General features: G+C 59.8%; 20 protein-coding genes and 1 pseudogene. 4 read left to right on the forward strand and 17 right to left on the reverse strand.

Going from position 1 to position 21293, the window contains the following annotated elements; translation table 11 throughout:
- The 5 genes and pseudogenes from G6024_RS16370 to G6024_RS04860 all read right to left on the reverse strand — a co-directional run.
- Positions 1–455, reverse strand: a pseudogene (locus G6024_RS16370) (hypothetical protein); the annotation flags it as partial.
- A complete protein-coding gene (locus G6024_RS16560) occupies positions 455–1555 on the reverse strand; it encodes a type IV toxin-antitoxin system AbiEi family antitoxin (RefSeq protein WP_235027755.1) in 1101 nt (366 codons plus the stop codon). The pseudogene G6024_RS16370 and the gene G6024_RS16560, both read right to left, overlap by 1 nt.
- Positions 1556–1627: 72 nt before the next feature.
- The gene (locus G6024_RS04850; protein ID WP_159148184.1) at positions 1628–2200 is read right to left on the reverse strand and encodes an SOUL family heme-binding protein; all 573 of its coding nucleotides are present in this window, start codon (positions 2198–2200) and stop codon (positions 1628–1630) included.
- Positions 2201–2407: 207 nt separating this feature from the next.
- Complete coding sequence (locus G6024_RS04855; RefSeq protein ID WP_159148185.1) at positions 2408–3136, reverse strand: alpha/beta fold hydrolase; 729 nt, start codon at positions 3134–3136, stop codon at positions 2408–2410.
- Positions 3137–3180: 44 nt separating this feature from the next.
- The gene (locus tag G6024_RS04860) at positions 3181–3570 is read right to left on the reverse strand and encodes a VOC family protein (protein ID WP_159148186.1); all 390 of its coding nucleotides are present in this window, start codon (positions 3568–3570) and stop codon (positions 3181–3183) included.
- Here G6024_RS04860 and G6024_RS04865 point away from each other — a divergent pair.
- Complete coding sequence (locus G6024_RS04865; RefSeq protein WP_235027756.1) at positions 3569–5164, forward strand: GMC oxidoreductase; 1596 nt, start codon at positions 3569–3571, stop codon at positions 5162–5164. The genes G6024_RS04860 and G6024_RS04865 overlap by 2 nt on opposite strands.
- 513 nt (positions 5165–5677) lie before the next feature.
- Here G6024_RS04865 and G6024_RS17145 read toward each other — a convergent pair.
- From G6024_RS17145 to G6024_RS04915, 10 genes are all read right to left on the reverse strand, one after another.
- Positions 5678–6589, reverse strand: coding sequence for an NAD-dependent epimerase/dehydratase family protein (locus tag G6024_RS17145; RefSeq protein WP_159148187.1), 912 nt, complete (start codon positions 6587–6589; stop codon positions 5678–5680).
- A gap of 226 nt (positions 6590–6815) precedes the next feature.
- A complete protein-coding gene (locus G6024_RS04875; RefSeq protein ID WP_159148188.1) occupies positions 6816–7799 on the reverse strand; it encodes an MraY family glycosyltransferase in 984 nt (327 codons plus the stop codon).
- 82 nt (positions 7800–7881) lie between these two features.
- Positions 7882–8967 carry a hypothetical protein gene (locus G6024_RS04880; protein ID WP_159148189.1) on the reverse strand — a complete coding sequence of 362 codons (1086 nt, stop codon included), beginning with the start codon at positions 8965–8967 and terminating at the stop codon, positions 7882–7884.
- On the reverse strand, positions 8955–9845 hold the full coding sequence (locus G6024_RS04885; RefSeq protein WP_159148190.1) for a hypothetical protein: 891 nt from the start codon (positions 9843–9845) through the stop codon (positions 8955–8957). The genes G6024_RS04880 and G6024_RS04885 overlap by 13 nt, the downstream gene beginning before the upstream one ends.
- Before the next feature lie 175 nt (positions 9846–10020).
- Positions 10021–11040, reverse strand: a complete 1020-nt coding sequence (locus G6024_RS04890) for an NAD-dependent epimerase/dehydratase family protein (RefSeq protein ID WP_159148191.1) — start codon at positions 11038–11040, stop codon at positions 10021–10023.
- A gap of 39 nt (positions 11041–11079) precedes the next feature.
- Complete coding sequence (locus tag G6024_RS04895) at positions 11080–12219, reverse strand: glycosyltransferase family 4 protein (protein WP_159148192.1); 1140 nt, start codon at positions 12217–12219, stop codon at positions 11080–11082.
- A 78-nt stretch (positions 12220–12297) separates the two neighbouring features.
- Positions 12298–13464: a nucleotide sugar dehydrogenase gene (locus tag G6024_RS04900; RefSeq protein ID WP_159148193.1), complete on the reverse strand. Its 1167-nt coding sequence runs from the start codon at positions 13462–13464 to the stop codon at positions 12298–12300.
- A gap of 43 nt (positions 13465–13507) precedes the next feature.
- Positions 13508–14356, reverse strand: a complete 849-nt coding sequence (locus G6024_RS04905; protein WP_182640316.1) for an ATP-grasp fold amidoligase family protein — start codon at positions 14354–14356, stop codon at positions 13508–13510.
- 115 nt (positions 14357–14471) lie between these two features.
- On the reverse strand, positions 14472–16310 hold the full coding sequence (locus G6024_RS04910; protein WP_338122131.1) for a polysaccharide biosynthesis protein: 1839 nt from the start codon (positions 16308–16310) through the stop codon (positions 14472–14474).
- A 55-nt stretch (positions 16311–16365) separates the two neighbouring features.
- Positions 16366–17751, reverse strand: a complete 1386-nt coding sequence (locus G6024_RS04915; protein ID WP_159148196.1) for a tyrosine-protein kinase domain-containing protein — start codon at positions 17749–17751, stop codon at positions 16366–16368.
- Between the two features lie 239 nt (positions 17752–17990).
- Between G6024_RS04915 and G6024_RS04920 the strand changes: the two genes are divergently transcribed.
- Positions 17991–18530, forward strand: a complete 540-nt coding sequence (locus G6024_RS04920) for an ElyC/SanA/YdcF family protein (protein WP_159148197.1) — start codon at positions 17991–17993, stop codon at positions 18528–18530.
- Positions 18531–19070: 540 nt separating this feature from the next.
- On the opposite strand, the gene G6024_RS04925 is transcribed toward G6024_RS04920, so the two are convergent.
- Entirely contained in the window at positions 19071–19292 is a 222-nt protein-coding gene (locus G6024_RS04925) for a hypothetical protein (protein WP_159148198.1), read from the reverse strand.
- A 32-nt stretch (positions 19293–19324) separates the two neighbouring features.
- On the opposite strand from G6024_RS04925, the gene G6024_RS04930 reads away from it, so the two are divergent.
- Positions 19325–20209 carry an alpha/beta fold hydrolase gene (locus G6024_RS04930; protein ID WP_159148199.1) on the forward strand — a complete coding sequence of 295 codons (885 nt, stop codon included), beginning with the start codon at positions 19325–19327 and terminating at the stop codon, positions 20207–20209.
- Between the two features lie 2 nt (positions 20210–20211).
- On the opposite strand, the gene G6024_RS04935 is transcribed toward G6024_RS04930, so the two are convergent.
- Positions 20212–20661, reverse strand: coding sequence for an acyl-CoA dehydrogenase family protein (locus G6024_RS04935; RefSeq protein ID WP_235027757.1), 450 nt, complete (start codon positions 20659–20661; stop codon positions 20212–20214).
- A 164-nt stretch (positions 20662–20825) separates the two neighbouring features.
- On the opposite strand from G6024_RS04935, the gene G6024_RS04940 reads away from it, so the two are divergent.
- Positions 20826–21203 carry a PH domain-containing protein gene (locus G6024_RS04940; protein ID WP_096906852.1) on the forward strand — a complete coding sequence of 126 codons (378 nt, stop codon included), beginning with the start codon at positions 20826–20828 and terminating at the stop codon, positions 21201–21203.
- Positions 21204–21293 lie beyond the last annotated feature (90 nt).

A 21293-nucleotide genomic window follows, 5' to 3' on the forward strand; every position in this document is an offset into this window, starting at 1 on the left:
GGGTGTCCACCAGAGCGGGAACGGTCCAGTTCGTTGTCGACTAAGCATGCCTCCAGTCCTCGTGCCCGGCGGGCCGCGTGCTTCGAATGCGGCGGTATCCGAGCACCTCGCGCACCGCGACCGCCTCCACCGGCAAGCTCTTCTGGGACCATGAGGTCAACCGGTATCCCTTCTCGATTGAGCCAGGATCCCGGTTGATCGGAGCGATAGAAGCCCGCTCGCGTCATGGCGTCGTCGATGAGCGGCTCGTCTGCGACCGTGCGAGGGTCGAGCGCGACGTCACTGTCTTTCGTTGCCTCCGCGAGTGCCACCCGGAGACCGCCGGTTCGAAGGTAGACCGCTTGCGCCCCGATCAGGACGAGAGACTCCCGGTGCTCGGACAACGCCTCGGCCGCGTCCAGAAGCGCAGACCGGGCACTGACGAGCAGACCGGGCACTGACGAGCAGATCGCCACTACCCCCTCCAGGACTGTTCATGTGCCCCCATCCATTCGATCAACTCGTTCGCCTCTGCGGGTGCCCGGCCCGGCCCGGTCATGAGGTCCACAGCCACCTGGGCCGGGCGGGCGACCGTGAGCCCTTCCAACGCGGTCATGGCGCGTTCCATGACGACGGGGTAAGTGGGTTCGATCAGCAGCACGTTCGCTCCCGCTTCGGTCGCGCGCAAGCCCCAGTTCGCCGCTGCACGTTCGACGTTTCGGACGTACACCATCGCCGACCTGGCTGGCGCGTAGGCAGCCCACGCTGCTGCTGCGACGGACCCGGTCAGCGCGTAGTCGATGTCCTCTTCCTCGCGCACCGTATCGAGAAGGTCCGACAGGCCCCGGGGAGCGATCCAATGGGACACGGCATTGGACCGGAGTAACTGATAGTCGTCGCTCCATCTGCGCAGAAGAGCTGCCCAATCGGACACCAGGAATCGCCGGTCAGGCAGCCGCTGCGCAAGTTCCTGATCTTCGAGAAACTGCATCACACGGTATACCGACCCCACCGAGGCATTGGCGACGTCGGCGAGTTCCCGCACACGCCATGGCCCGGGAAGATCGAGTAGCGCTCTGACTACCTTCGCTGCGGGTTCTCCCTTGAGGGTGCCCCTCGGGCGCCCTGGCCCCCGCCAGGGATCTCTTTCGGCACCACGATCCGAGACAAAGAGTGCGGGAACGGGGGATGAAACCCTCATATTGCCGGTCGCATCGATATATGAAATGCCAGCCGCGTCGAGCCGCGCACGGTCGGCGGGCGCGAGATAGCGAGTCAAGACCAGGCACCCACTGTCCGCCACCTGGGCCATAGTGTCGCCGCACCTCTTCCGAAGCGCAGGTATGTCGCGAGCTACGACGGCGCTCTTGACGGTGACACAGAATGTTGCGGCACTCCCATCGGGAGCCTCGGCGACCATCAGAGAATCGGCGCCGCCAGATGTCGACGATGTAGCGCCCTGCCTGGTATCGATCTTCCACTCCGGCGGGAGTCTCTCGCGAAGTGCCTGGGACGCGGCATCGACGAGTTCCGCCTCCGAAGGGGGTCTCGAATCTATCGTCTTGCCGTTTATCATGTTCGGATAATAGCGCCGTTCCGCAGCCAACGGAAGCGGACAATTTGCCGAACACCGCCAGCGCGACGCGAGTCAGCCGCCCTCGGGCCACACCACGTCCTGCACGACCTCGTTGCGCCGCAGGAACCACGGCGTGAAGGGCGGGTCGAATCTGGCGTACCTGGGCGGCCCGGTGGCGACCAGCCCGGCCCGGGCGATCCCGGCCTCGAGGTCGGCCAGGTGACGTCGATAGGCCGACTCGCTCCACCGTCCGGAGTAGCGCACCGCTGCCGCAACACGGCCGGGCACCTGCCTGATCCGCACCCGAGGATCGGCGGGCACCGGCGCGGTCGCGGCGGTGAGCGAGGCGGGCAGGACAAAGGCGACGACGTGTTCGCCGCCGTCGGCCTCGGTCTGGACCACGGGCGCGGTCATCGCGACCTTCTCGGAGCCCGGTGACTCCTGGACGACCGGTGCCGTCATGGCGATCGATCCGGCCGACTCGTTGTGACCGGTGATGTACCTGAAGAGCGCCCTGAACGCCTGGTTGCCGGCGCTGCCGAAGGACCCGTGGACGGACACCTCCGCCACGGCGTGGGAGGGGTACCGCCGCAGCTCGAACTCCGGGTACCGCTCGAGGACCTCGTACGGCTGCTGCTCGGTCATGGATCGACGGTACGCGCGCGAACCGCCGGTGTCGGCGCCGCGCGTCTACTCACCGGAGACTGCCAGGCGAGCATGCCCCTGGGCGATGTGGTGCGGGTGGAAGTCGCGACGACGACTATGACGACGACAACGACAACGACGACGACGACGAGGTTCTCCGCCACCCCGCCCGACCCGCGGCTGCCGAGTGGCGCGGAACCTGCCAGGTCAGCCCGAGAGTCCGCGAAGCCAGTCGACGATCGCGCCGGCCAACTCGTCCGGGGCCTCCACCGGCAGCATGTGTCCGGTCTCCGGGATCTCGACGTAGGTCACGGGATCAGCCGTGCCGCCGCTCGACCCGGCCCCATTCGCCTCAGCCCACCGCCGCTGCTCCGCGGTGGGCACCACCAGGTCGTCCGACGCGCCCACGATCAGCACCGGGACACCGGCCTGCGCGGGAAACTCGCTGCGGTCGGGCCGCGCACCGATCGCCACCGAATGGGCGGCGAACCGCTTCGGCCCGTACACCCGCGCCGCGCGCAGCCGCTCGTCCCGAACCTCGGGATCGTGGCCGCGGTCGCCGTAATACACCGACTCCATGCCGTCGAGCGCGATCTCCTCATACGCCTCCGGACTCAGGCCTGCAGCGCGGTCAGCCCGCGCCCTCGCCGACTCCGGATCCTCAGCACCCACCGGGGCGGTGACCAGGACGAGTCCCGCCAGCAGCGACGGGTGCCGTTCGGCGAGATGCATCGCCACCACGCCACCGAGCGAATGCCCCACGAGGACGCTGCCGGGCGCGACCCGGACGGCGACCTCGTCGACGAGCGCATCGAGGTCGGCCTCGGCCGGAAGGTCCAGCGGCGTGGCGTGGACGCCGTCCGGCATCGCGCGCATGACCGGCGCCCACGTCTGTGCGTCACCGTGGAGGCCCGGGAGGAGGACGAGGTCAGTCATGGCCGCGAGGCTACCCATCTGGAACCCGATGAGTGCCCGCTCCGTCATTCGTCGCACAGGCAGAACGGATGCCCCACCGGGTCGAGGTACACAACGAACCGCCCGTCGGGACTGGGCTGGTGGTCGTGTCGGCGGGCGCCGGCGGCGAGGACGGCCGGCTCGGAGTCGGCGATCGAGTCCACGTAGAAGTCGAGGTGCACCTGCGTGGGGACCGGGCCATCGGGCCAGGTCGGGGCGCGGAAGTCGGGGACGGTCTGGCACGCGAGCGCGACCGCGCCCGGCTCGCCCTCCGGCGGTACGACGTCGACCCAGTCCGAGTACCCGGCGTCGTCGCGAATCCGCCAGCCGAGCATCGCTGCGTAGAACTCGGCGAGCTCTCGAGCGTCGGGGCAGTCGAGTGCGACGACCACACGCCGCGCGGTGATCCCAGCCATGGCACCGCGCTACGACCTGCACTCCAGGCGCCTCAAGCACTCACGGACCGAGGCTCCTCCCGGCGGCCGGAGCTGGGGCGCTCCCCCGGTGCGCTCTGGGAATCGGCGACGACGAGGGCCCGCCGCCGCCCGAAGCGACCCGCACCTGGCGGCGCTGCGGCTGACCCAGGCGGGGATCGCGACCCACATCGTGGAGATGGACCGCAGCTGGGACACGCCGGGCCCGGACGGCAAGATCTTCTCGGGGATGCTCAGTCCGGACAAGCGCTCCACCTGGCTCTCGGACACCACCAGTCAGCCGGTCAGCAACTTCATGGGCTTCGGGACCGACAAGAAGGTGGAGCGCTACGTCGGGGTCCTCGACGCCGAGAAGTTCTCGGGGGTCAAGGTGTACCAGGGCCGCGGTGTGGGCGGCGGCTCGCTGGTCGACGGCGGCATGGCGGTCACGCCCAAGCGCAGCCACTTCGAGCACATCCTCCCGAACGTCGACTCGGCCCAGATGTACGGCACCTACTTCCCGCGCGCGAACGCCGCCCTCGGCGTGAACGACATCGACCAGGCGTGGTTCGAGTCGAGCCCGTGGTACCAATTCGCCCGCGTGGGCCGGAAGACCGCGCACCGCTCCGGGTTCGCCACGACCTTCGTGCCCAACGTCTACGACTTCGATTACATGAAGCGGGAGGCGGCGGGCACCGCGCACGCGTCCGCCCTGGGCGGCGAGGTGATCTACGGCACCAACGCCGGCAAGAAATCGCTGGACAAGACGTACCTTGCCCAGGCCGCCGCCACCGGCCGGCTCACCATCTCGCCGCTGCACCGGGTCACGGCAGTCACCCCGGCCACCGGGGGCGGCTACCGGGTGACGATCGAGCAGATCGACGAGCAGGGCGCGGTGATCGCCACCAAGAACGTCACTGCCGACAAAGTGTTCTTCGCCGCCGGCAGTATCGGGACCAGCAAGCTGCTCGTCTCGATGAAGGCGCAGGGCCTCCTGCCCAACCTGTCCAACCAGGTGGGCGAGGGCTGGGGCAACAACGACAACGTCATGGTCGGGCGCGCGAACCACATGTGGGACGCCACCGGCTCCACGCAGTCGACCATCCCCACCCTCGGGATCGACAACTGGGCCGACCCCACCGCATCGATTTTCGCCGAGATCGCTCCCCTGCCGGCCGGGCTCGAGACCTACGTGAGCCTGTACCTGGCGATCGCCAACAACCCCGAGCGGGCCCGCTTCCAGTTCAACTCCGCCACCGGCAAGGTGGACCTGACCTGGAGCGTCGCGCAGAACCAGCCGGGCATTGCCATGGCCAAGAGGGTCTTCGACAAGATCAACAAGAAGGAAGGCACCATCTACCGCACCGACCTCTTCGGCGTGTACAAGACCTGGGGCGACGACTTCACCTACCACCCCCTGGGCGGCTGCCTGCTCGGCAAGGCCACCGACAACCACGGGCGCCTCCACGAATACCCCGGCCTCTACGTGGTGGACGGCTCCCTCGTCCCGGGCAACGTGGGCGTGAACCCGTTCGTCACCATCACCGCGCTCGCCGAGCGGAACATGGACGCGATCATCGATAACGACTTGCGGTAGGCGAGGCGCGTTCGCGCGGATCCGGAACGCACGAGCAACGACCACGGGCCGGACTCCCCACCAGGGTCCGGCCCGCTCGCCGGGGTGCGGGTAGAAGAACGGGACGACGACGAGGCCTACCGCCACTCTGGCTGACCCGCTGCCGCCGGGTGGCGCTGAACCGGTCGGATTAGCCTGGGAGTCCGCGGAGCCAGTCGACGATCGCGCTGGCCAGCTAGGCCGGGGTCTGCCCGGATAGCCTCAAGACCCGCCCGCTTCCTTAACTTTGAACAGTCTGTCCCTCACCAGAAGCAGGACAAATCAGGGCCCGTCTAGCGCGCTCAGCCGAGGCATACCGCGAGTTTATCGGGAAACGGGAGCGGGTCGATCCCCGAGGTTCGTGATCTAGTGTCAAACACAATCACTCCGGGGCGCCCCACGTAGCCTGAAGCCGTAGGGACCAAGCAGCCCTGGATCACTGTTGGGCCCCACTGTCGCGTCGTGTCGACCCTTGTTCGGCGAACGGGTTCGTTATCAAGTTCTTACAGCTTCCCCTAGCTCCCGCCAGGCGTCTCTACCGAGCGGTGGAGTCCACCCAGCCGCAGAAAGCCACGACTCCCCTTGTTCCTGACCGAACCACAGCATCTCCACTCGACGTGCGTTCGCCGCAACGACCGGAACGCGACGGCCGACTATACCAAGTCCGCGACAAATGAACCTAGCGAACCGACGGGGAATGACGAGAGGCCGCTTTGCCCCCAGTAGCTCCATGACATCAACGGCCGAAAGCCCTTCCCAAGGATGCATAACAATTTCCGGCGGCTCATGAACAGTGGTAGCGAGATAAGCGATTGCCGAGGCAACATTCCCGATCAGAGTCTGGGGGCTCGGTTGATCCCCAGGGAAAGCAACGGTAGCAAACGGCGATCCAGCTATGCGGGCAGTCATTGCCGTCACACGCCGTCCATCCGCGTGAACACTCGGCGGGCGATAGACTACCGCACCCTCGAACTCGCGCCTGACACGACGTTCACCCTCCGCCTTAGATCGAGCGTAGGAAGAGAACTCGTCGGTGACGCCAGATTCGTCAAGCCGGGGACGCCTGCCCTGGACCACCGCACTACTTACATGAACTAATCGACCCACTCCCGATAGTCGGCATGCTCTAGCTACAATCGCCGGTGAGACCGCGTTCGCGGCAATGAGGGCATTCGAGTCACGTTCGGACGCGTCTGGGTTCCCGGAACAATTCACAACCACCTGCACCCCGCCCAGAAGATCCACGAACTGTTCCACCATAGATGGGTCCAATACCACACCCGACTCCAACAGCGAAGCGGCTACACGAGGCGCGCGGACCTCATCGACCTCGTGCCCTTCTGTGCGGAGCACCTCGGACACCACGGTCCCTACGAACCCCGAAGCCCCCACCACCGCGATTTTCATGCTCTCCCCCTGCAGATTCAAGCAGACATTCAAAAGGCTGGACCAACGGTCACGACTTAACTGGTCAACCTACTCGGAGGCATAATATCCGACACGTCCGAACTGCTGCCGCGGCACGCCTGCTAATTACCAAGCGATCAAGTCGCACTTAAAGCAAGTTATTTAGATCAGTCACCGATTCTAACTTAGCCTGTAGGCCGCCCCACCCGATGCCGACAATGTGTCCTCAAGACTTTTGACATCCACTATCGCCACCTCGCAACCTTAATCTGCGCACAATAGACGGCGCGCTTAAGTAGCCCGCAATTACAGGAATGATCACAACCGAAGTTTCCTTTGAGCGACTCGCAAAGCCACAAATGACGGCGCAAGAAGCGACAAGTCCTGCTACCTTCCAATGATCCCAGCCGGTTTCTTGAACCAAATTCTGGTAAGCGTGCTCGCGATGCGCCACCGTTAACGATCCACCACGTAGGAAGCGCTTAAGCATCGTGCTTCCAGTATCAGCCAAGTAAGGCATAAGTGGCGCTAGCGTTCGGATAACAGCCTTCGGGCAGAATTGCCCATCTTCAACCGCGCTCTCGATTACCGTCACAGCAATCCCAGAACCAATCAAGTAGCTCCCAACGTCCCCAAGAAACATCGACGCCGAAGGGACGTTATAAGGAAGGAAACCAAGGCCCATACCCGCGACAATGTGTCCCTGCGTCTGAATGCCCATGTTCTGTTCAACGTCTGATGCCACACACAATCCCCAAGCAATAGCCGTGCCTCCCGAGATCCCATTAATTCCATCCATAAAGTTGAATGCATTAACGATCGCGGGAAGGGCGAATGCGCCCGCCGCCGACCCGATTAGCCCCCCTGCTTTCGCTCCCACTATCGCGCCCGACAAGACCTGCGCCCCAAGTCGGGGAACCGCAGGAAGATCGGCGACGTCGTCGGCTCGCCCAACCCCGCCAAGAACAGTGATTGCTCCGACCCACGACGACGAGGGAGGCTGACCTCCGGCTCGGGCAGCTAGACTGCCGACCGCAGCCCCCACGGCGCAGGCAAGCCCGCCGCCGCGCGGAGTCGGAACAACGTGCGAAGAACGCTCGTTCGGATGATCGATACTCCGACGGCGCTGCAGCCACACACGAACTGGAGGTGCGGCGACCGCCGTGGCCACGGCGGTTGGCACGAAGACTTCAAGTACGCGATTCTTCATATTCTGAGACTCCCACTAATTCTTGCAGAACCCGCAATCAAACTAAAACGGACGTGCCACCCAATTCCGGCTCTCTGAGCCATCACATACGCAGGAGACGAGTTCTAACAGAGGTCAACTGAGCGGTGAAACGTGATCGAACGACGAAGTAACCAAGAATGCCCGCATTTCCGATAAGGAACAGAAGGAACGAAACTTCCCAGCGCCAGAAACCAGCCATCGCTAGCAATGCACCGATGCCCACCCAGCAAGAAACTAGCGCGCCGAGAGCTAAACGAGATCTTCCGGTTGCATATGCGCTAAAACGAACCACGGCCGAACTATTGAACGCAAGGAGACAACCGAACGCCAGTATATACAGATAACTTGCGCCTGAGCCGCCCCCAACTTGGATGAACAAGAACCCGCCACCGACAATTGCACTCGCGCAGAATAACCATCCGAGCAGGTAAGGAAAGAAGCCTCGGGACCGGGAAAAAATAAAATAGGTCACCGGCGACAGAAAGTTGACGACCTGCAATATGGAGCCGATCGTCAGATGAGCGGCTGGGCCCGAGGCGAAAACTAAGAACACCCGAGAACCCATATTGAATAGCGTCATCGACACCGCGTGGGGAATCAGCCTAGCCGTCCACTTTACCGCCCAGGATTCTCCTCGAGCGGCCCACAATGTCCAGCTAGCTAGTATTACGCCCGCGACCGCGTACATTATCGTCGACAGCAATACAAAACCCGGCAAGAGAACCAAGACGCCTACGACTTCTAATACGGTCACGATCCCGGTCGACCAAGCGGGCATTCTTAAGTCCGCCAGGAACGCGAACTCCCTCCCCACATCACATACCTTCTTGGCCAAGAACGCTGCGACGACTAGACCGAGCGAGGACGGGCGCAGGATGAAGTAGATACCTACCCCGCCAATCAGCATCAGAGAGAAAATAAAGGACCAACGGAGATGCGCGGGGACGCGGAACTCCTCGTTCCACGTGCGCGGCTGAAGGCAGGCTAGGGATATGCCAATGGCGACTACTGACTGAAGAACAAAAAAGCTTCCTAGCGACTCAGCTGCTTCTACGATGATCGCGATCTGAAACGCGGCTGATGCAATTACCGGGAATGCACCGAAACTCCAGAAGTGAAGACCACCTGGCAATCTTACAGCGCCCACTTGACGCCTTCCGCCTTCTTCTGACGTGCGTTCACCAGCAGCTCGTTAAGAACCAAGGCGCATACCAGGGGCGCCTGGTATCTGGCTGCGCTACCCAGGTTATGAACCGAATAGGGCGCTACCGCGACAGCGAAGACCAAGAACATTACCCCTCCTGAGAAGGCACCATAGCGAGAGGTTAGTACCAAAAAAAGTATCATATTCGCGGCTAGGACCATCAAACCGATAACCACGCCGTATAACTCCATTCCACCGAGGTCTAAACCAATCACGCGAAGCAATGGCGCAAACGGAAACGCACCACCGTCGCCGTAGGTCAGGTTTCCCGCGCTAAAGTGCGCTAGATTTTCACGGAAAAAGGAATCGTACAACTCGGTCCACCTGCCAATGGGAAGAAGGACCGCAGCCACAGCGATCGTAAAAAGGATGTAGAGAGCTACGAAGCTCAGGCGACGAGCGACAGGCAATAACGCAATAACGGCGAACGAAGGTTTCAGTGCAACAGTAAGTCCGTACGCGGGAAGACCAAACCACAGCCGCATTCGGTAGACCGAGCACAACAGAAGAAAAACAAGAAGTTCTTTCGACGCCACTGTCATGAATGCCAGACTGGTAGGCAGCAGCAAAAGGACAGATGCCACAACTGCTTGACGATCGGTCTTTAGCTCGACGAGTAAGGAACTAATAACAAGGATGGTCAGGGCTTCAACCAGGATGCGAGAAACCGGATTGCTGTATATCAAAGTCGCAACATACGCAAAACCAACTCCGTCGCCACGCTCAAAATATGTCGCCGCGCTTGATTCTTCGATGTACGAAGCCGTGTCTCCAAGGTTAAGACCAACACCGAAAGCGTAGAACCAAGCGATGTAAATCACTTTAACGACAATTACTGACCAAACAAGGGACTTTCGTAGGGCAGTTGCAGATCGAAATGCGCGTAATGCCCTACTTGGCCCCCGGCGGGTGTACTGAATTCCAGGAACATCGCCGAAATGAGCAGACCTACCTTTGCTTGAGGTCGTCACGCGTTTTCCCCTACCGCCAACTGAATCATGCTCTTCGAACACCGTGGTAGCTTACGAACCAGTCGGCAAATCGTTGTAGGCCATCTTCGAGTGTAGTCTCCGGAACGTAGCCGATGACCGACCGGAGAGCCGCATTATCGGCGAAGGTAGTGCGAACATCGCCCGGCTTGATACTTTCGAAGATCTTCTCAAACTTAATATCGTCTGCCGCGGCTCGGGAGAGTGCGCGCTCCAATGTCGCAACAAAGCTCGTTAGACTGACCGGTTGACTACCCCCGACGTTCAGAATTCGGTGCGGTAGCGCGCCGGACGGCGGCTTAGCTACCAAGCGCATCAGAGATTCAATGACGTCAGATACATAAGTAAAATCTCTTGAGAGATCATTCGCTGGATCGTTATTATTAAAAAGCCGGATAGGACGGCCGTCGAGGTAGTTCTTGGAGAAACTATAATATGCCATGTCCGGCCGACCCATTTCACCATATACCGTAAAGAACCGAAGACCGGTGGCCGGAATACCGTACAGATGAGAGTAAGTGTCAGCCATCAGCTCATTCGAGCGTTTAGTGGCGGCGTATAGCGAAACAGGATGCTCGACTGGATCGGACTCGCTAAACGGCACCTTCACGTTACCACCGTATACAGAACTAGATGACGCATACATCAGATGGTTTACGCCAAACTGCCGACATGCTTCCAGTACATTCGCGAAGCCCACAATGTTACTTTGGATATAGGCGCTGGGATTCTCCAAAGAGTAACGGACGCCCGCCTGGGCCGCCAAGTTAATTACAACAGCTGGCCGCCATTCGCTAAACGCTGCCGACAATTCATCCGCGCGGGATATATCCCCCTCCACAAAATGAAACTTGGGGTTCTCGGCCAGCGTACGGACTCGGTCGCGCTTTAAGGCAATGTCGTAGTAGTCGTTAAGGTTGTCTAAACCCGCTACAGTATGGCCAGCGTCAACCAAACTCTTGGAGAAATGGTAACCAATAAATCCAGCCGCACCAGTAACTAAGACAACATTTGCATTATTCAACATTGGGGTACTCCTCCTAGAGTAGGCACATGAAGTGCGAAACTAACTTCCTCTATTCACCCTGCCGGATAGAGCGTCGTAGACGCGCAAGTGCTCAGCGACAACGTCCTGAATACGGAAGAGCCGTTCGGCTCGTGCCCGACCATTCCGTCCAAGCGTACCTAGCAATTCTCTATCTGAAGTTAGCTCCCGCATGGCGCCGGCTAGCGCTTCAACATCTTGCTGCGGCACCAACAGCCCGGTGACTCGGTCCTCTATTGCGTCCCGGCAGCCCGGAGTGTCAGTCGTAATGACGGCGCGCCCAGCCGCCGCCGCCTCGATCAGCACTTTTGGCAAGCCTTCGCCGTAGTACGACGGGAGAACGACCGCGGCAGCCGAACGCATCAGATCGGGTACATCTCCCCGCTGACCCAGGACCGTCAGGTTAGGGATTCTCTCCAGTTCTGCTAAATCCCGCAGGCTCAAGCCTTCGGGGTTAGCTGGATCGGGCGCGCCCACCAGCCAGAACTCTGCATCCACTCCCTCGGATGCAAGGCGACTAGCCGCGTCACAGAACTCGATCACGCCCTTAGTGCGGATCAGCCGGGACGCCATCAGAAAAACCGGCGTACCACTAGGAAGCGGTGAGACTTCGTAAGCATCTACGTCAAACCCGGAACCCGGCAGTCGAACAACCTGCTCGCTGGCAACGCAACCGAGTCTTACGAGTTCCGCCTCATCTACGTCGTTCTGGAATATCACGACTTTGTTTTCACGTGACATAGCCAGCCTGTACAGGCTGCGAACCAACGCGCGGCGGACCTTACCGAGCCGCCCCTTTGCCACAAAAACGTGACCTAAGCCGGAAACTGCAAACACCACCCCCGGTACCCGAGTGAAACGAGCGACAAGGCCCCCAAGGAGAACAGGCTTAATCGTCACCAGGTGGACAACGTCTGGCCTAATGGATCTAATGAGCTTCACGTACCGGGCGAGAGTCAGGACTAGGCCAAACGGGTTCCACGAACTACGGTGTATAGGTACGTCATGGACAACGAACCCATGGCCGCCTAACTTCTCTGCATCTTCGGTAAGGGTAGTAGCCAAGTGCACCTCCCAACCCGCGGCGACAGCACCCTTTGCAATAGCGAGGCGATGCGAAAGGAAGAACCAATCTACATTAACCATTAGTAGCAGCTTCATCTGAGTTGCCTTCCTCCGATCCGGACCAACCCCGGATCCGCATGGATTAAAAGGTTTACCACCATAAAGCGGCGCGATCTAGTCGCGACCGTATATATCTCGACTGTAAACCTTATCGATCACATCCCTCAGCGACCCTTCCCGTCGGTTAGCAAGAATTAAGTCCGAGCGCATCTTGAATTCGTCCAGATCGCGTACGACTTCTGAGCCAAAAAACTCGGATCCCTCGTACACGGGCTCATAAACAATTACTTGAACGCCCTTAGCCTTGATCCGCTTCATTACGCCCTGAATAGCAGACGTCCGGAAATTGTCAGACTCTGCTTTCATCACCAGGCGATGCACACCGACCACTCCCGGCTCCAACGCCAAAATGTCCTCAGCGATGAAGTCTTTGCGCGTCGCATTTGCAGACACTACTGCGCCAATCAATGATTGCGGTACGTCAGCGTAGTTGGCCAATAGTTGTTTTGTATCTTTAGGAAGGCAATAACCGCCGTATCCAAAAGAAGGATTATTGTAGTGTGAGCCGATTCTGGGATCCAAACTCACCCCCTCTATAATTTGCGCAGTGTCCAGACCCCGAGACGACGCGTACGTATCGAGCTCATTGAAAAAGGCGACACGAAGCGCCAAGTAGGTATTGGCAAAAAGTTTTACTGCCTCTGCCTCGGTCGAATCGATCGTCAGGACTGGAACTCCAGGCCGGAGCGATCCCTCCATGAGAAGCCCAGCAAAACGTTCACCTGCTTCTGTCAGGTCGCCCACAATAATCCGAGACGGGTAGAGGTTATCTTCAAGCGCGTGACCTTCTCGCAGAAACTCTGGGCTAAAAAAGATCTTCGCCTGTGGGTAGATGGCCTGCAGTTGCTCTGTAAATCCGACTGGAACCGTCGACTTGATCACGATAATCGCAGCAGGATTCGCCTCGACCGCGTCGGCTACAGTGCTCTCAACTGATGAGGTATCAAAATACTGTTCTCGAGGATCGTAATTTGTCGGAGTAGCGACAATTACAAAATCGGCGCATCGATAAGCCGCAATAGCGTCGGTGGTCGCAAGTAGGTCGAGGTCGGCGTCCCTTAAGTAGGATTGAAGTTCCTTGTCAATCAGCGGGGAGACCTTCTTGTTTATGAGAGAGACCCTTGAAGAATCGACATCAACGGCTATCACTTGGTGCCGTTGCGCGAAGATCACTGCTAGCGACAAGCCGACATACCCTGCACCCACTACGACGATTCTCATTTAGCACCCTCCGACGAAGCCAAAGTTTCTGAATGTGACCGGGTCATACTTCGGCCTGCTCAGGCCACAGTTGTCCAAGCTCAAAATCGAAACTATCTGGATCGAACTCGATGTACCCGGACGCCGGATAGAAAGTCATCTCACCGAAATAGATTTTCCCAGCGACGGAATACAAATCCACGCGAACAAATGGGAATTGACTACTTAGCTCTTCGGCTATCTTGATCATCTCGCCGAGGTTCTCAGGCCGGGGAACGTCCACGGCAATGTTGGGAGTTCCGCTGACCCCCACGCCGGTGTCTTCCCAGTCCGTTGTGAGCATATTGAACTTCTGACCTGCGGCCCTGTCCACAGCCAGCAAGATGTACCTAGCAGAGCCGCCGAAACAGAAAAACTTATAGTCATTAATTCCGGAAAATGTGTTCTTCGGATCCTCGAGATATTGCTCGACCAAAATGCGCGGAGGTACCTCTTTATAGGCCCACTCTCGGCTCGCTGCGAAATAGTCCCGTTCCAGCCATTCTGTGAGCTGCCGGGTGAAGTCAGGGGACAGTTCAGCCTTATTCTCGACTATGATGTTGGTCCCACTGCCATTATTAGTTTTTACAACAAATTTATCAGGAAGACCTTCTAGGTCCAATTCTGTGGCGCTTGTCGTCGTAGCGTACAAGTCGGTCAGCAGGTGGGCGAAACCTCGCTCACGGATGTAGTCCCTCACCGCAATTTTGTCCGCGCAGATCGTCATCGCTGGGTCACGATGGTTGATCTTGTACCACTGTAGCCACTCAGTAAAACGCTGAGGGTGTCTCAATTCAAGCCAGCGTCGATGTTTGATCGCGTACTGAAGCCTTAGCATCATTTCGTCGGGAATCCACTCGAGATGCTTGAGCATTCTGAGCCGGGTAGATTGATTCTTGACTATTCGTTGGTATTCTTGCATCTGGGCTTCCTTCTTTGTTGACTTCCAGCTCTAATGCAGCCGGTGTCTCCGCCGCCTCTTACCGGCCTTAACGATACGCGTGGCAACTCAGCCAGTTTTTGACTTCATCCGGCGATGGGCTCGCGGGCAATTCATCTGCGGCGAGTCGTAGCGGTGGCACGCGCACCTCTGATAGCGCCTCATGTTTGTCGCCAACCACCGGAGCTTCGGAGTCGTCGAACAACTCTTCTGCCATTTTTTCGTTCTCTCGCAACCCCGTGTAGACAATTTCTATTTTCTTACCCGACTGCTCGATGAGGGTTCTTGCTACCTCGGCGATTTTGATCGGCTCACCCATATCTAGAACCATTGTCTTGCCGGTCTCGCCGACGACCGCGGCCTGAAGTACTAGCTGACACGCCTCAGGAATAGTCATGAAGAATCGGTTGACTTCAGGGTCTGTGACTGTGACGGGGCCGCCGTCCCTTATCTGCTTCTCGAATACTGTTAATACAGAGCCTCGCGAACCAAGCACGTTGCCAAACCTAACCGAGACGTACTTCGCGGTGGCCGCATCGACCGCTTTGGCAGCGGTGACCCTCTCAGCTATTCGCTTGCTGGTACCTAGGGCCGAACTGGGGTTAGCTGCCTTGTCGGTTGAGATATTGACAAACGTCTCCACCCCGCTCATCTCGGACGCATCCAGCAAGTTCTGCGTGCCGAGGACGTTTGTTTTCAGAGCTTCCTGGGGGTAGTGCTCAAGTAGCGGCATGTGCTTTAGTGCGGCAGCGTGGAACACAATTTGAGGTTTGCGTTCGGCAAAAATATCGAAGATCGAATCGCGATCACGAATTGAAGCCAGAATTGTGTCATCGCCATCGAGCATCGCTTGGTCATGGATAGATAGCTGCGCTGAGTGCAACCCAGATTCGTCACGGTCCAGCATCATTAATTCTGCTGGCCTAAACCTCACGATTTGCCTACACAATTCCGACCCAATCGAACCGCCGGCCCCTGTGACCAGGATCCGCTTTCCGCGAAGATACTCTGCGATCGCTGTCTGGTTCAGGCGCGCGGGTTTGCGCCCCAGAAGATCCTGCACGTTGACTTCCCGCAGTTCATCAGCCGCCACGCGACCGCGCATCATCGAACCGAGCGGAGGAAGCACCAGCACGTGCATTCCGGCAGCCTCCGCGCGGTCGCGAACGTCGATCAATTCGTCGCTGGAAAGGCTGGGGACCGCGAGCAAGAGCGTCGATGCGTTTAGCCTGCTGGCCACCTCTTCGAGCTTCTCCCTTCCGCCAAGAACGCGAACTCCTTCAATGACCATATTCCGCTTGTTGGGGTCGTCGTCAAGAATGCCGACAGGGTTAAACTGGGAATGGTCAGACCGCCGAAGCTGTCGTACTAGCTGGAGTCCACCATCCCCAGCGCCGAAGACGACTGCCCGCTCGGCATCTATTGCGGCACCCGCTCCAAACAATCGCTTTCGTCGTATGAGCGATCTGAGGACGAGCGCCGTTAGGATTGTGAAGGCCCCGGTAACGATTGTCGTGGAGCGAGGGACTTTATGGTATTCCCCTCCGATTATATGGCCGAAGAAGACCAAGACACTAGAAGTCGTGAATACAAACGTTAGTACGCTGGACTCCAGAACGCTGCCGGGTACATATCGGCCCCGGTACAAACCCGACAGCCATCCCACAATCCACGTTAGTATCACTAGCGCCACGAGCACAACGTAAAATTGCCCCGCTGCGAGCGACTCTGCCAATTGATCGACCGAGAAATCGTAGCGCATCCACAATGCAACAATTAGCATAGCGGTCCATAACGCCGCGTCAACAATCATCCATTGGGATGTCCTAAAACCTCTGAGCCGGCGGAACGAGAGTTTCCGTCCTTCAACTCGCGCGTGGTATTTCATCTCTTGTCCTCCAGCGTAGAATGTGTGCCGTACATTGGACCATGCACTTAGCGGGTTACCGAGTCGAGGACCTCTGAGACGAATAATAGTAGGTATCGTAGTATCCGGCAGACCCCTTCTTAATCGGCTTGTTGGCCACGCTCACTAAACCAAGTAGCTTCGCGTCGGCCTTGCCTAGGTTGTCAACAGCTTGTGAGACTTGATCAGCTGTAGTCCGATGCGAACGCACAACAAGCAGCGCGCCATCCGTTACTCGAGCGAGAAGAGCTCCGTCGGTAACAGGGAGCAACGGCGGTGAATCAATAATGACGTAGTCGTACTTCCTGCGAAGATCATTGATAAGCGCTCGTGCAGTGTCTGATGCGAGCAACTCCGAAGGATTTGGCGGCAACGGTCCGCACGCTAGAAGATCCACCCCGGCGTGGCGAGTCTCCTGTACAACGTCATCGAACTCGGCCTGCCCCGAGAGAACGTTGGTTAGGCCTACTTTGTCTGGCATGGAGAGATAGTCGACCACCCGTGGTCGGCGAAGGTCAGCTTCGATGAGTAGCACCGAGTTTCCCGCTTCAGCAAGTGCTAGCGAGAGATTGACTGCGGTTTCGGACTTCCCCTCCATCGCGACCGAGGAGGTGAGTACGAATACCCGCGGAGGCTGGTCGACATTTAGGAATTGCAGGTTTGTCCGCAGTCGGCGGAAACTCTCGGCTGCAGGAGAATGCCCTTCTCGGAAGGGCACGATGTGTTCTGCGTCGGCTTCTTTATCCTCGTTCCTTCTGAAGGGGATAGATCCGACAACTGGCTTTCCGGCGATCTCCTCTAGTTGCTCAGGTGACTTGACGCGGCGGTCGAAGACATTGAAGAGCAGTGCTATTGCCATGCCGGCCAGAAGGCCGAGAGTGAGCCCGATAGCTACATTTCGCTCGGTCTGTGGCGCAATCGGCTCGGTTGGCAACGCCGGGGGATTTACCACTGTCAACTTTGCCAGTGCCGGCCCACCACCGTCAGGAGTCTCTAGTGCGCCGATTTCTTCAGGGAGTACTCGCCCGAATCCTTCCGCCAATTGGAGCGCACGCTGGGGGTCAGAGTCAGATACCGCGACATTAAGCAAGACCGTCCTCGCATCAGCGGTTGCTGTCGTTCTTTCCGCGACTTCACGTGGACTGAGATCAACGTCAGACGCGGCGACGACCTCTGCAGCAATATCTGTGCTCTTGACCAGTTCTGCATAAGACTGAACCCGCTGCTGGGCGCCAAGAGAGCCCTGATAGGCGGCCGCCGCCGAGTCTCCAGCTGAGACGGTAATGTAGAACTGCAGTTTCGCCTGGTAGGTAGGAGTGGTGAGCAGACTCACGCCCAGCGCTAGGAGGCCTCCAAGAACGGTCGCAGCCACGATGGCGATCCAGCGGGCTCGGAGTACGGACAACAGGTCCCGCAGATCCACTCCAGGGTCCTTTCATTGAAGAATTCACATAAGTCACCAGGTCAGCCGCAAGGATCCGACCAGCCTTTGACTGTACTTTGCTGAGGCAATCCTCAACACACCTCGGCCGCTCGATGAGCATGGATTCACCAACTGCCGCCTGGGGCCGGTAGGTCGACTCCGATGAGCCTAGGGGTCGGCTGCGTATCGTTGTGAACGTGTCATGCCGATCTCCACGCCGTAAGTCGGCTATTGTTGTCATGGCACCCGTTCTGCTTCTGCTCCTTGCTGCCGGGCTTCTTTCTGCTAATGCCGCTCTGGACCCAAAGGTCGAGACTGCTGCTCGCGTGGACGCGATAGTGGTGGTCGCGGGCGTAAAGGACGATCGCTATGTGCACGCCAGGCGCCTCGCCGAAAGCGGTATATCAGACCGCATACTCGTCTCTCGTCCGCCCACATTCACTGGCCGCTACGCCACTGCCATCGACTCCTACTGCGATACAACACCGGTCACGCGAGACGGCCGGATCATTGGCATAGAGTGCTTCACTCCTGACTTCGATACGACCGAGGGCGAAGCCACGGCCGCTTCCAGAATCGCCCGAGAACGGGGGTACGAGTCGCTCCAAGTAGTGACCTACTGGGGACACGTGTCACGAGTGCGCACTTACTTCGAGCAGTGCTTCGACGGAAACTTATATGTAACCGATACTCCAGAACCCATCCAGATTTCTCGGGCGCGAGCGCTTCTTCACGAAACTGGCGGTTACGTAAAGACGTTCATCAGGCCCGCTTGTTGAGTGCCGAATGGCCTTCCTTGCGTATCGGTTACGAGAATCTTTCCGTGAGGTAGCGAGGAGGTCATCTTGAACCCCGTGCGATCAGACCTTCGCCTCCTTGTTCAGCCCCTCCAGGGTGGCAGGGCAAATCTCTTCCGTCCCTTGACTTTCCGCAGCATCAGCACGTCCTTATGCGCTCTCAGCGCACAGAGGCAGAGTGTCCGGTTACGCAGCGTGAGCCTGCAAATCGCCAGCCGATCTGTCGACCCCAGCGCCTCCCGCTTCAACACATACGCCCGGTTCGAGTGAGACGCCGGCTTGAGCGCGTACTCGCCACAAGAGGGCGCCGGATTCGCACCGAGGAGCTGAGAATCTCTGGACGATTGAGTCGCCGGGGCCGCGGAGGGGGAGCCCGCAGCCGCCGGCGACTCTGTCGCGCACGATGCAGGATCGCGACCAAAGGCGGTCAGCGTAGTCCGCACCGTTGCGGAGCCGGCAACACCTCGAGGGGGGATAAGGCTACGCCACCGACTGCCAGCGACAATATCCGGCGAGTGGCTACTACACAACTGTCAAGTTTGTATGTGTAGCTAACGAGTTGGGGCCCGTCAGGCCGGACCTCCGCCCCTTGTCCAGGCCCTCGAGGATCGCCGCGCGGATCCCACCCGGCCGCAGCAAGGTCTGCAGCGGCAGTACGTTCTCGTCCACGCGCAGCGCGCACAGGCGGGCCCGGCCCACCTGTTGATTCGTCAGCAGTGCGAGTCGATCACGTCCTATGGTCAAGTAACTCCGTATTCCCCTCACGAAGGACCACCATGACCACGCAGACCATCGACATCCCGCACCTGGGCGGCTCGACCATCGGCTACAGGTTCGGCCGCGACTACGACCCCTCCCTGCCCACCCTGGTGATGTCCAACTCCTTTACCACCTCCGTCGAACTGTACCGACCGCAGTTCGCTGACGAGGCGCTCAGTTCGCGGATGAACCTGCTGGCGATCGAGCCATACGGGCACGGCGCCACCCGCTCGCGATACCGGCACTTCACCTACTGGGACAGCGCGATCGCCAACCTGCAAGTGCTCGACGCGCTGGGCATCGACAAGGCATTCGCCCTGGGCACCTCGCAGGGCGGCTGGATCGTCACCCGGATGGCGCTGCTCGACCCCGACGCGATCCGCGGCATCGTCGTGGTCGGGACCTCGATGGACTACGAGAGCAAGGCCAGCATGGAACGCGGCTGCTGGGACGGCTCCGACTTCTGCAGCCCGGCGATCGACGCACTGGCTGCCCCCGTCGGCGACGACTGGGTGGTCGACGACGACTTCGTCCTCGGCGTCCTCGCCGCCGGCCTGGGCGAGAACGTCTCCGACGCGGAGAAGCAGTTCTGGCTCGACACCTACCGCGCCAACTATCGCGGCGACGACGGCCGGCACCGCCTGCGCACCGCGTCGATCAACCTCCGCGACCGCGACGGCCTCGAGGCCCGGCTCGACGGCGTCACTTGCCCGGTGCTGTGGCTCCAGGGCACAGCCGATCAGGTGTACTCGGTGGCCAACGCCCAGGACGGCATCACGCGGTTCACCAACTCCCCCTCCGCCGAACTGCAGATCGTCGACGGCGGACAGCACTTCCTCACGGCGTCCGATCCCGACACCGCCAACACCGCGACCCTGGCATTCGTCGAGAAGTGGAGCTGACGTCACCGCGCAGTGAGCGACTCCCCGACCGCCTGGATATACGCATACTCGTCCCCGAGCAGCAGCTGATCGGCCTTCGCCCGCCGGAAGTAGTGATGCAGCGGATGCTCCCAGGTGAACCCGATCCCCCCGTGCACCTGGATCGCCTCCTCCGCCGCCGTCATCGCCGCCCGCGAGGCCAACACCCGGGACGCCGCGGCGAGGTCGGCCACCTCCGCCGCGATCGGCCCGTCAGAACCCTGCTCGGCGCCACCCGAGGCGTCCAGCACGGTGGCTTCGGCCAGCTCGATCGCGACGAGTAGATCGACGAGCTTGTGCTTGATGCCCTGGAAGGAGCCGATCGTCCGCCCGAACTGCTGACGCGTCCCGGCGTACTCCACCGCCATCTCCAGGCACCTCCGCGCGAGGCCCACCTGCTCCGCGGCCAGCGCGATGAGGATCCGCGAGCGCACCCCCTCGAGACGCGACGCGACATCCGGCCCCGAGATGCGGCGCGCCGCGGCTTATTCCGGTCGAGTCCCGCGAATAGCCTTTCGGATAACCCGGTTCCGTGCCTACTATCGCGAGAAGGTTGATCTCTTGCGCACGATCCCACCTAGAACAGATCGGACCTACCGTGACCTCTGCTGTCGCCAATATCGCCGCCTGGACCTTCGTCGCAGAGTGCCCGATTCCAGAAGATATCGGGCCTCTGCTCGTTCAGGGTGAGCAGCCGATCGCCGCGTACAAGACATTCCGTGACTCGGCGATCTTCACCACCAAGCGCCTCATCGTGCGGGACGCGCAGGGCTTGACAGGCAAGAAGGTCGAGATCTACTCCCTGCCGTACAACGCGATCAATATGTGGTCGTCAGAGAACGCGGGGAGGATGCTCGATTTCAACTCCGAGCTCGAACTGTGGACACGGGCTGGCCACATCAAGATTAATCTGAACCGCGGAGTCGACATCCGAAAGCTAGACCACCTCATCGCGCATGTCGTCCTGAACGGGTAGCCTGTCGCAAGACCTTGCAGCTAGACCGACTTCGTGGTCGGAGCCTTCTTCGCCGCCATCTTCTTGGCCGGGGCCTTCTTCGCCGAGCTC

It is taken from the genome of Dietzia maris (genome assembly GCF_014144855.1).
Classification (GTDB): Bacteria; Actinomycetota; Actinomycetes; order Mycobacteriales; family Mycobacteriaceae; genus Dietzia; species Dietzia kunjamensis.

Excerpts from the sequence above, each read along its gene's own strand:
- G6024_RS04855 (WP_159148185.1), bottom strand. The coding sequence starts at position 3,136 with ATGACTGACCTCGTCCTCCTCCCGGGCCTCCACGGTGACGCACAGACG.
- G6024_RS04895 (WP_159148192.1), bottom strand. The coding sequence starts at position 12,219 with ATGAAGCTGCTACTAATGGTTAATGTAGATTGGTTCTTCCTTTCGCAT.
- G6024_RS04900 (WP_159148193.1), bottom strand. The coding sequence starts at position 13,464 with ATGAGAATCGTCGTAGTGGGTGCAGGGTATGTCGGCTTGTCGCTAGCA.
- G6024_RS04890 (WP_159148191.1), bottom strand. The coding sequence starts at position 11,040 with ATGTTGAATAATGCAAATGTTGTCTTAGTTACTGGTGCGGCTGGATTT.
- G6024_RS04860 (WP_159148186.1), bottom strand. The coding sequence starts at position 3,570 with ATGGCTGGGATCACCGCGCGGCGTGTGGTCGTCGCACTCGACTGCCCC.
- G6024_RS04905 (WP_182640316.1), bottom strand. The coding sequence starts at position 14,356 with ATGCTCAAGCATCTCGAGTGGATTCCCGACGAAATGATGCTAAGGCTT.
- G6024_RS04930 (WP_159148199.1), top strand. The coding sequence starts at position 19,325 with ATGACCACGCAGACCATCGACATCCCGCACCTGGGCGGCTCGACCATC.
- G6024_RS04850 (WP_159148184.1), bottom strand. The coding sequence starts at position 2,200 with ATGACCGAGCAGCAGCCGTACGAGGTCCTCGAGCGGTACCCGGAGTTC.
- G6024_RS04910 (WP_338122131.1), bottom strand. The coding sequence starts at position 16,310 with ATGAAATACCACGCGCGAGTTGAAGGACGGAAACTCTCGTTCCGCCGG.
- G6024_RS17145 (WP_159148187.1), bottom strand. The coding sequence starts at position 6,589 with ATGAAAATCGCGGTGGTGGGGGCTTCGGGGTTCGTAGGGACCGTGGTG.
- G6024_RS16560 (WP_235027755.1), bottom strand. The coding sequence starts at position 1,555 with ATGATAAACGGCAAGACGATAGATTCGAGACCCCCTTCGGAGGCGGAA.
- G6024_RS04875 (WP_159148188.1), bottom strand. The coding sequence starts at position 7,799 with ATGAAGAATCGCGTACTTGAAGTCTTCGTGCCAACCGCCGTGGCCACG.
- G6024_RS04865 (WP_235027756.1), top strand. The coding sequence starts at position 3,569 with ATGGCACCGCGCTACGACCTGCACTCCAGGCGCCTCAAGCACTCACGG.
- G6024_RS04920 (WP_159148197.1), top strand. The coding sequence starts at position 17,991 with ATGGCACCCGTTCTGCTTCTGCTCCTTGCTGCCGGGCTTCTTTCTGCT.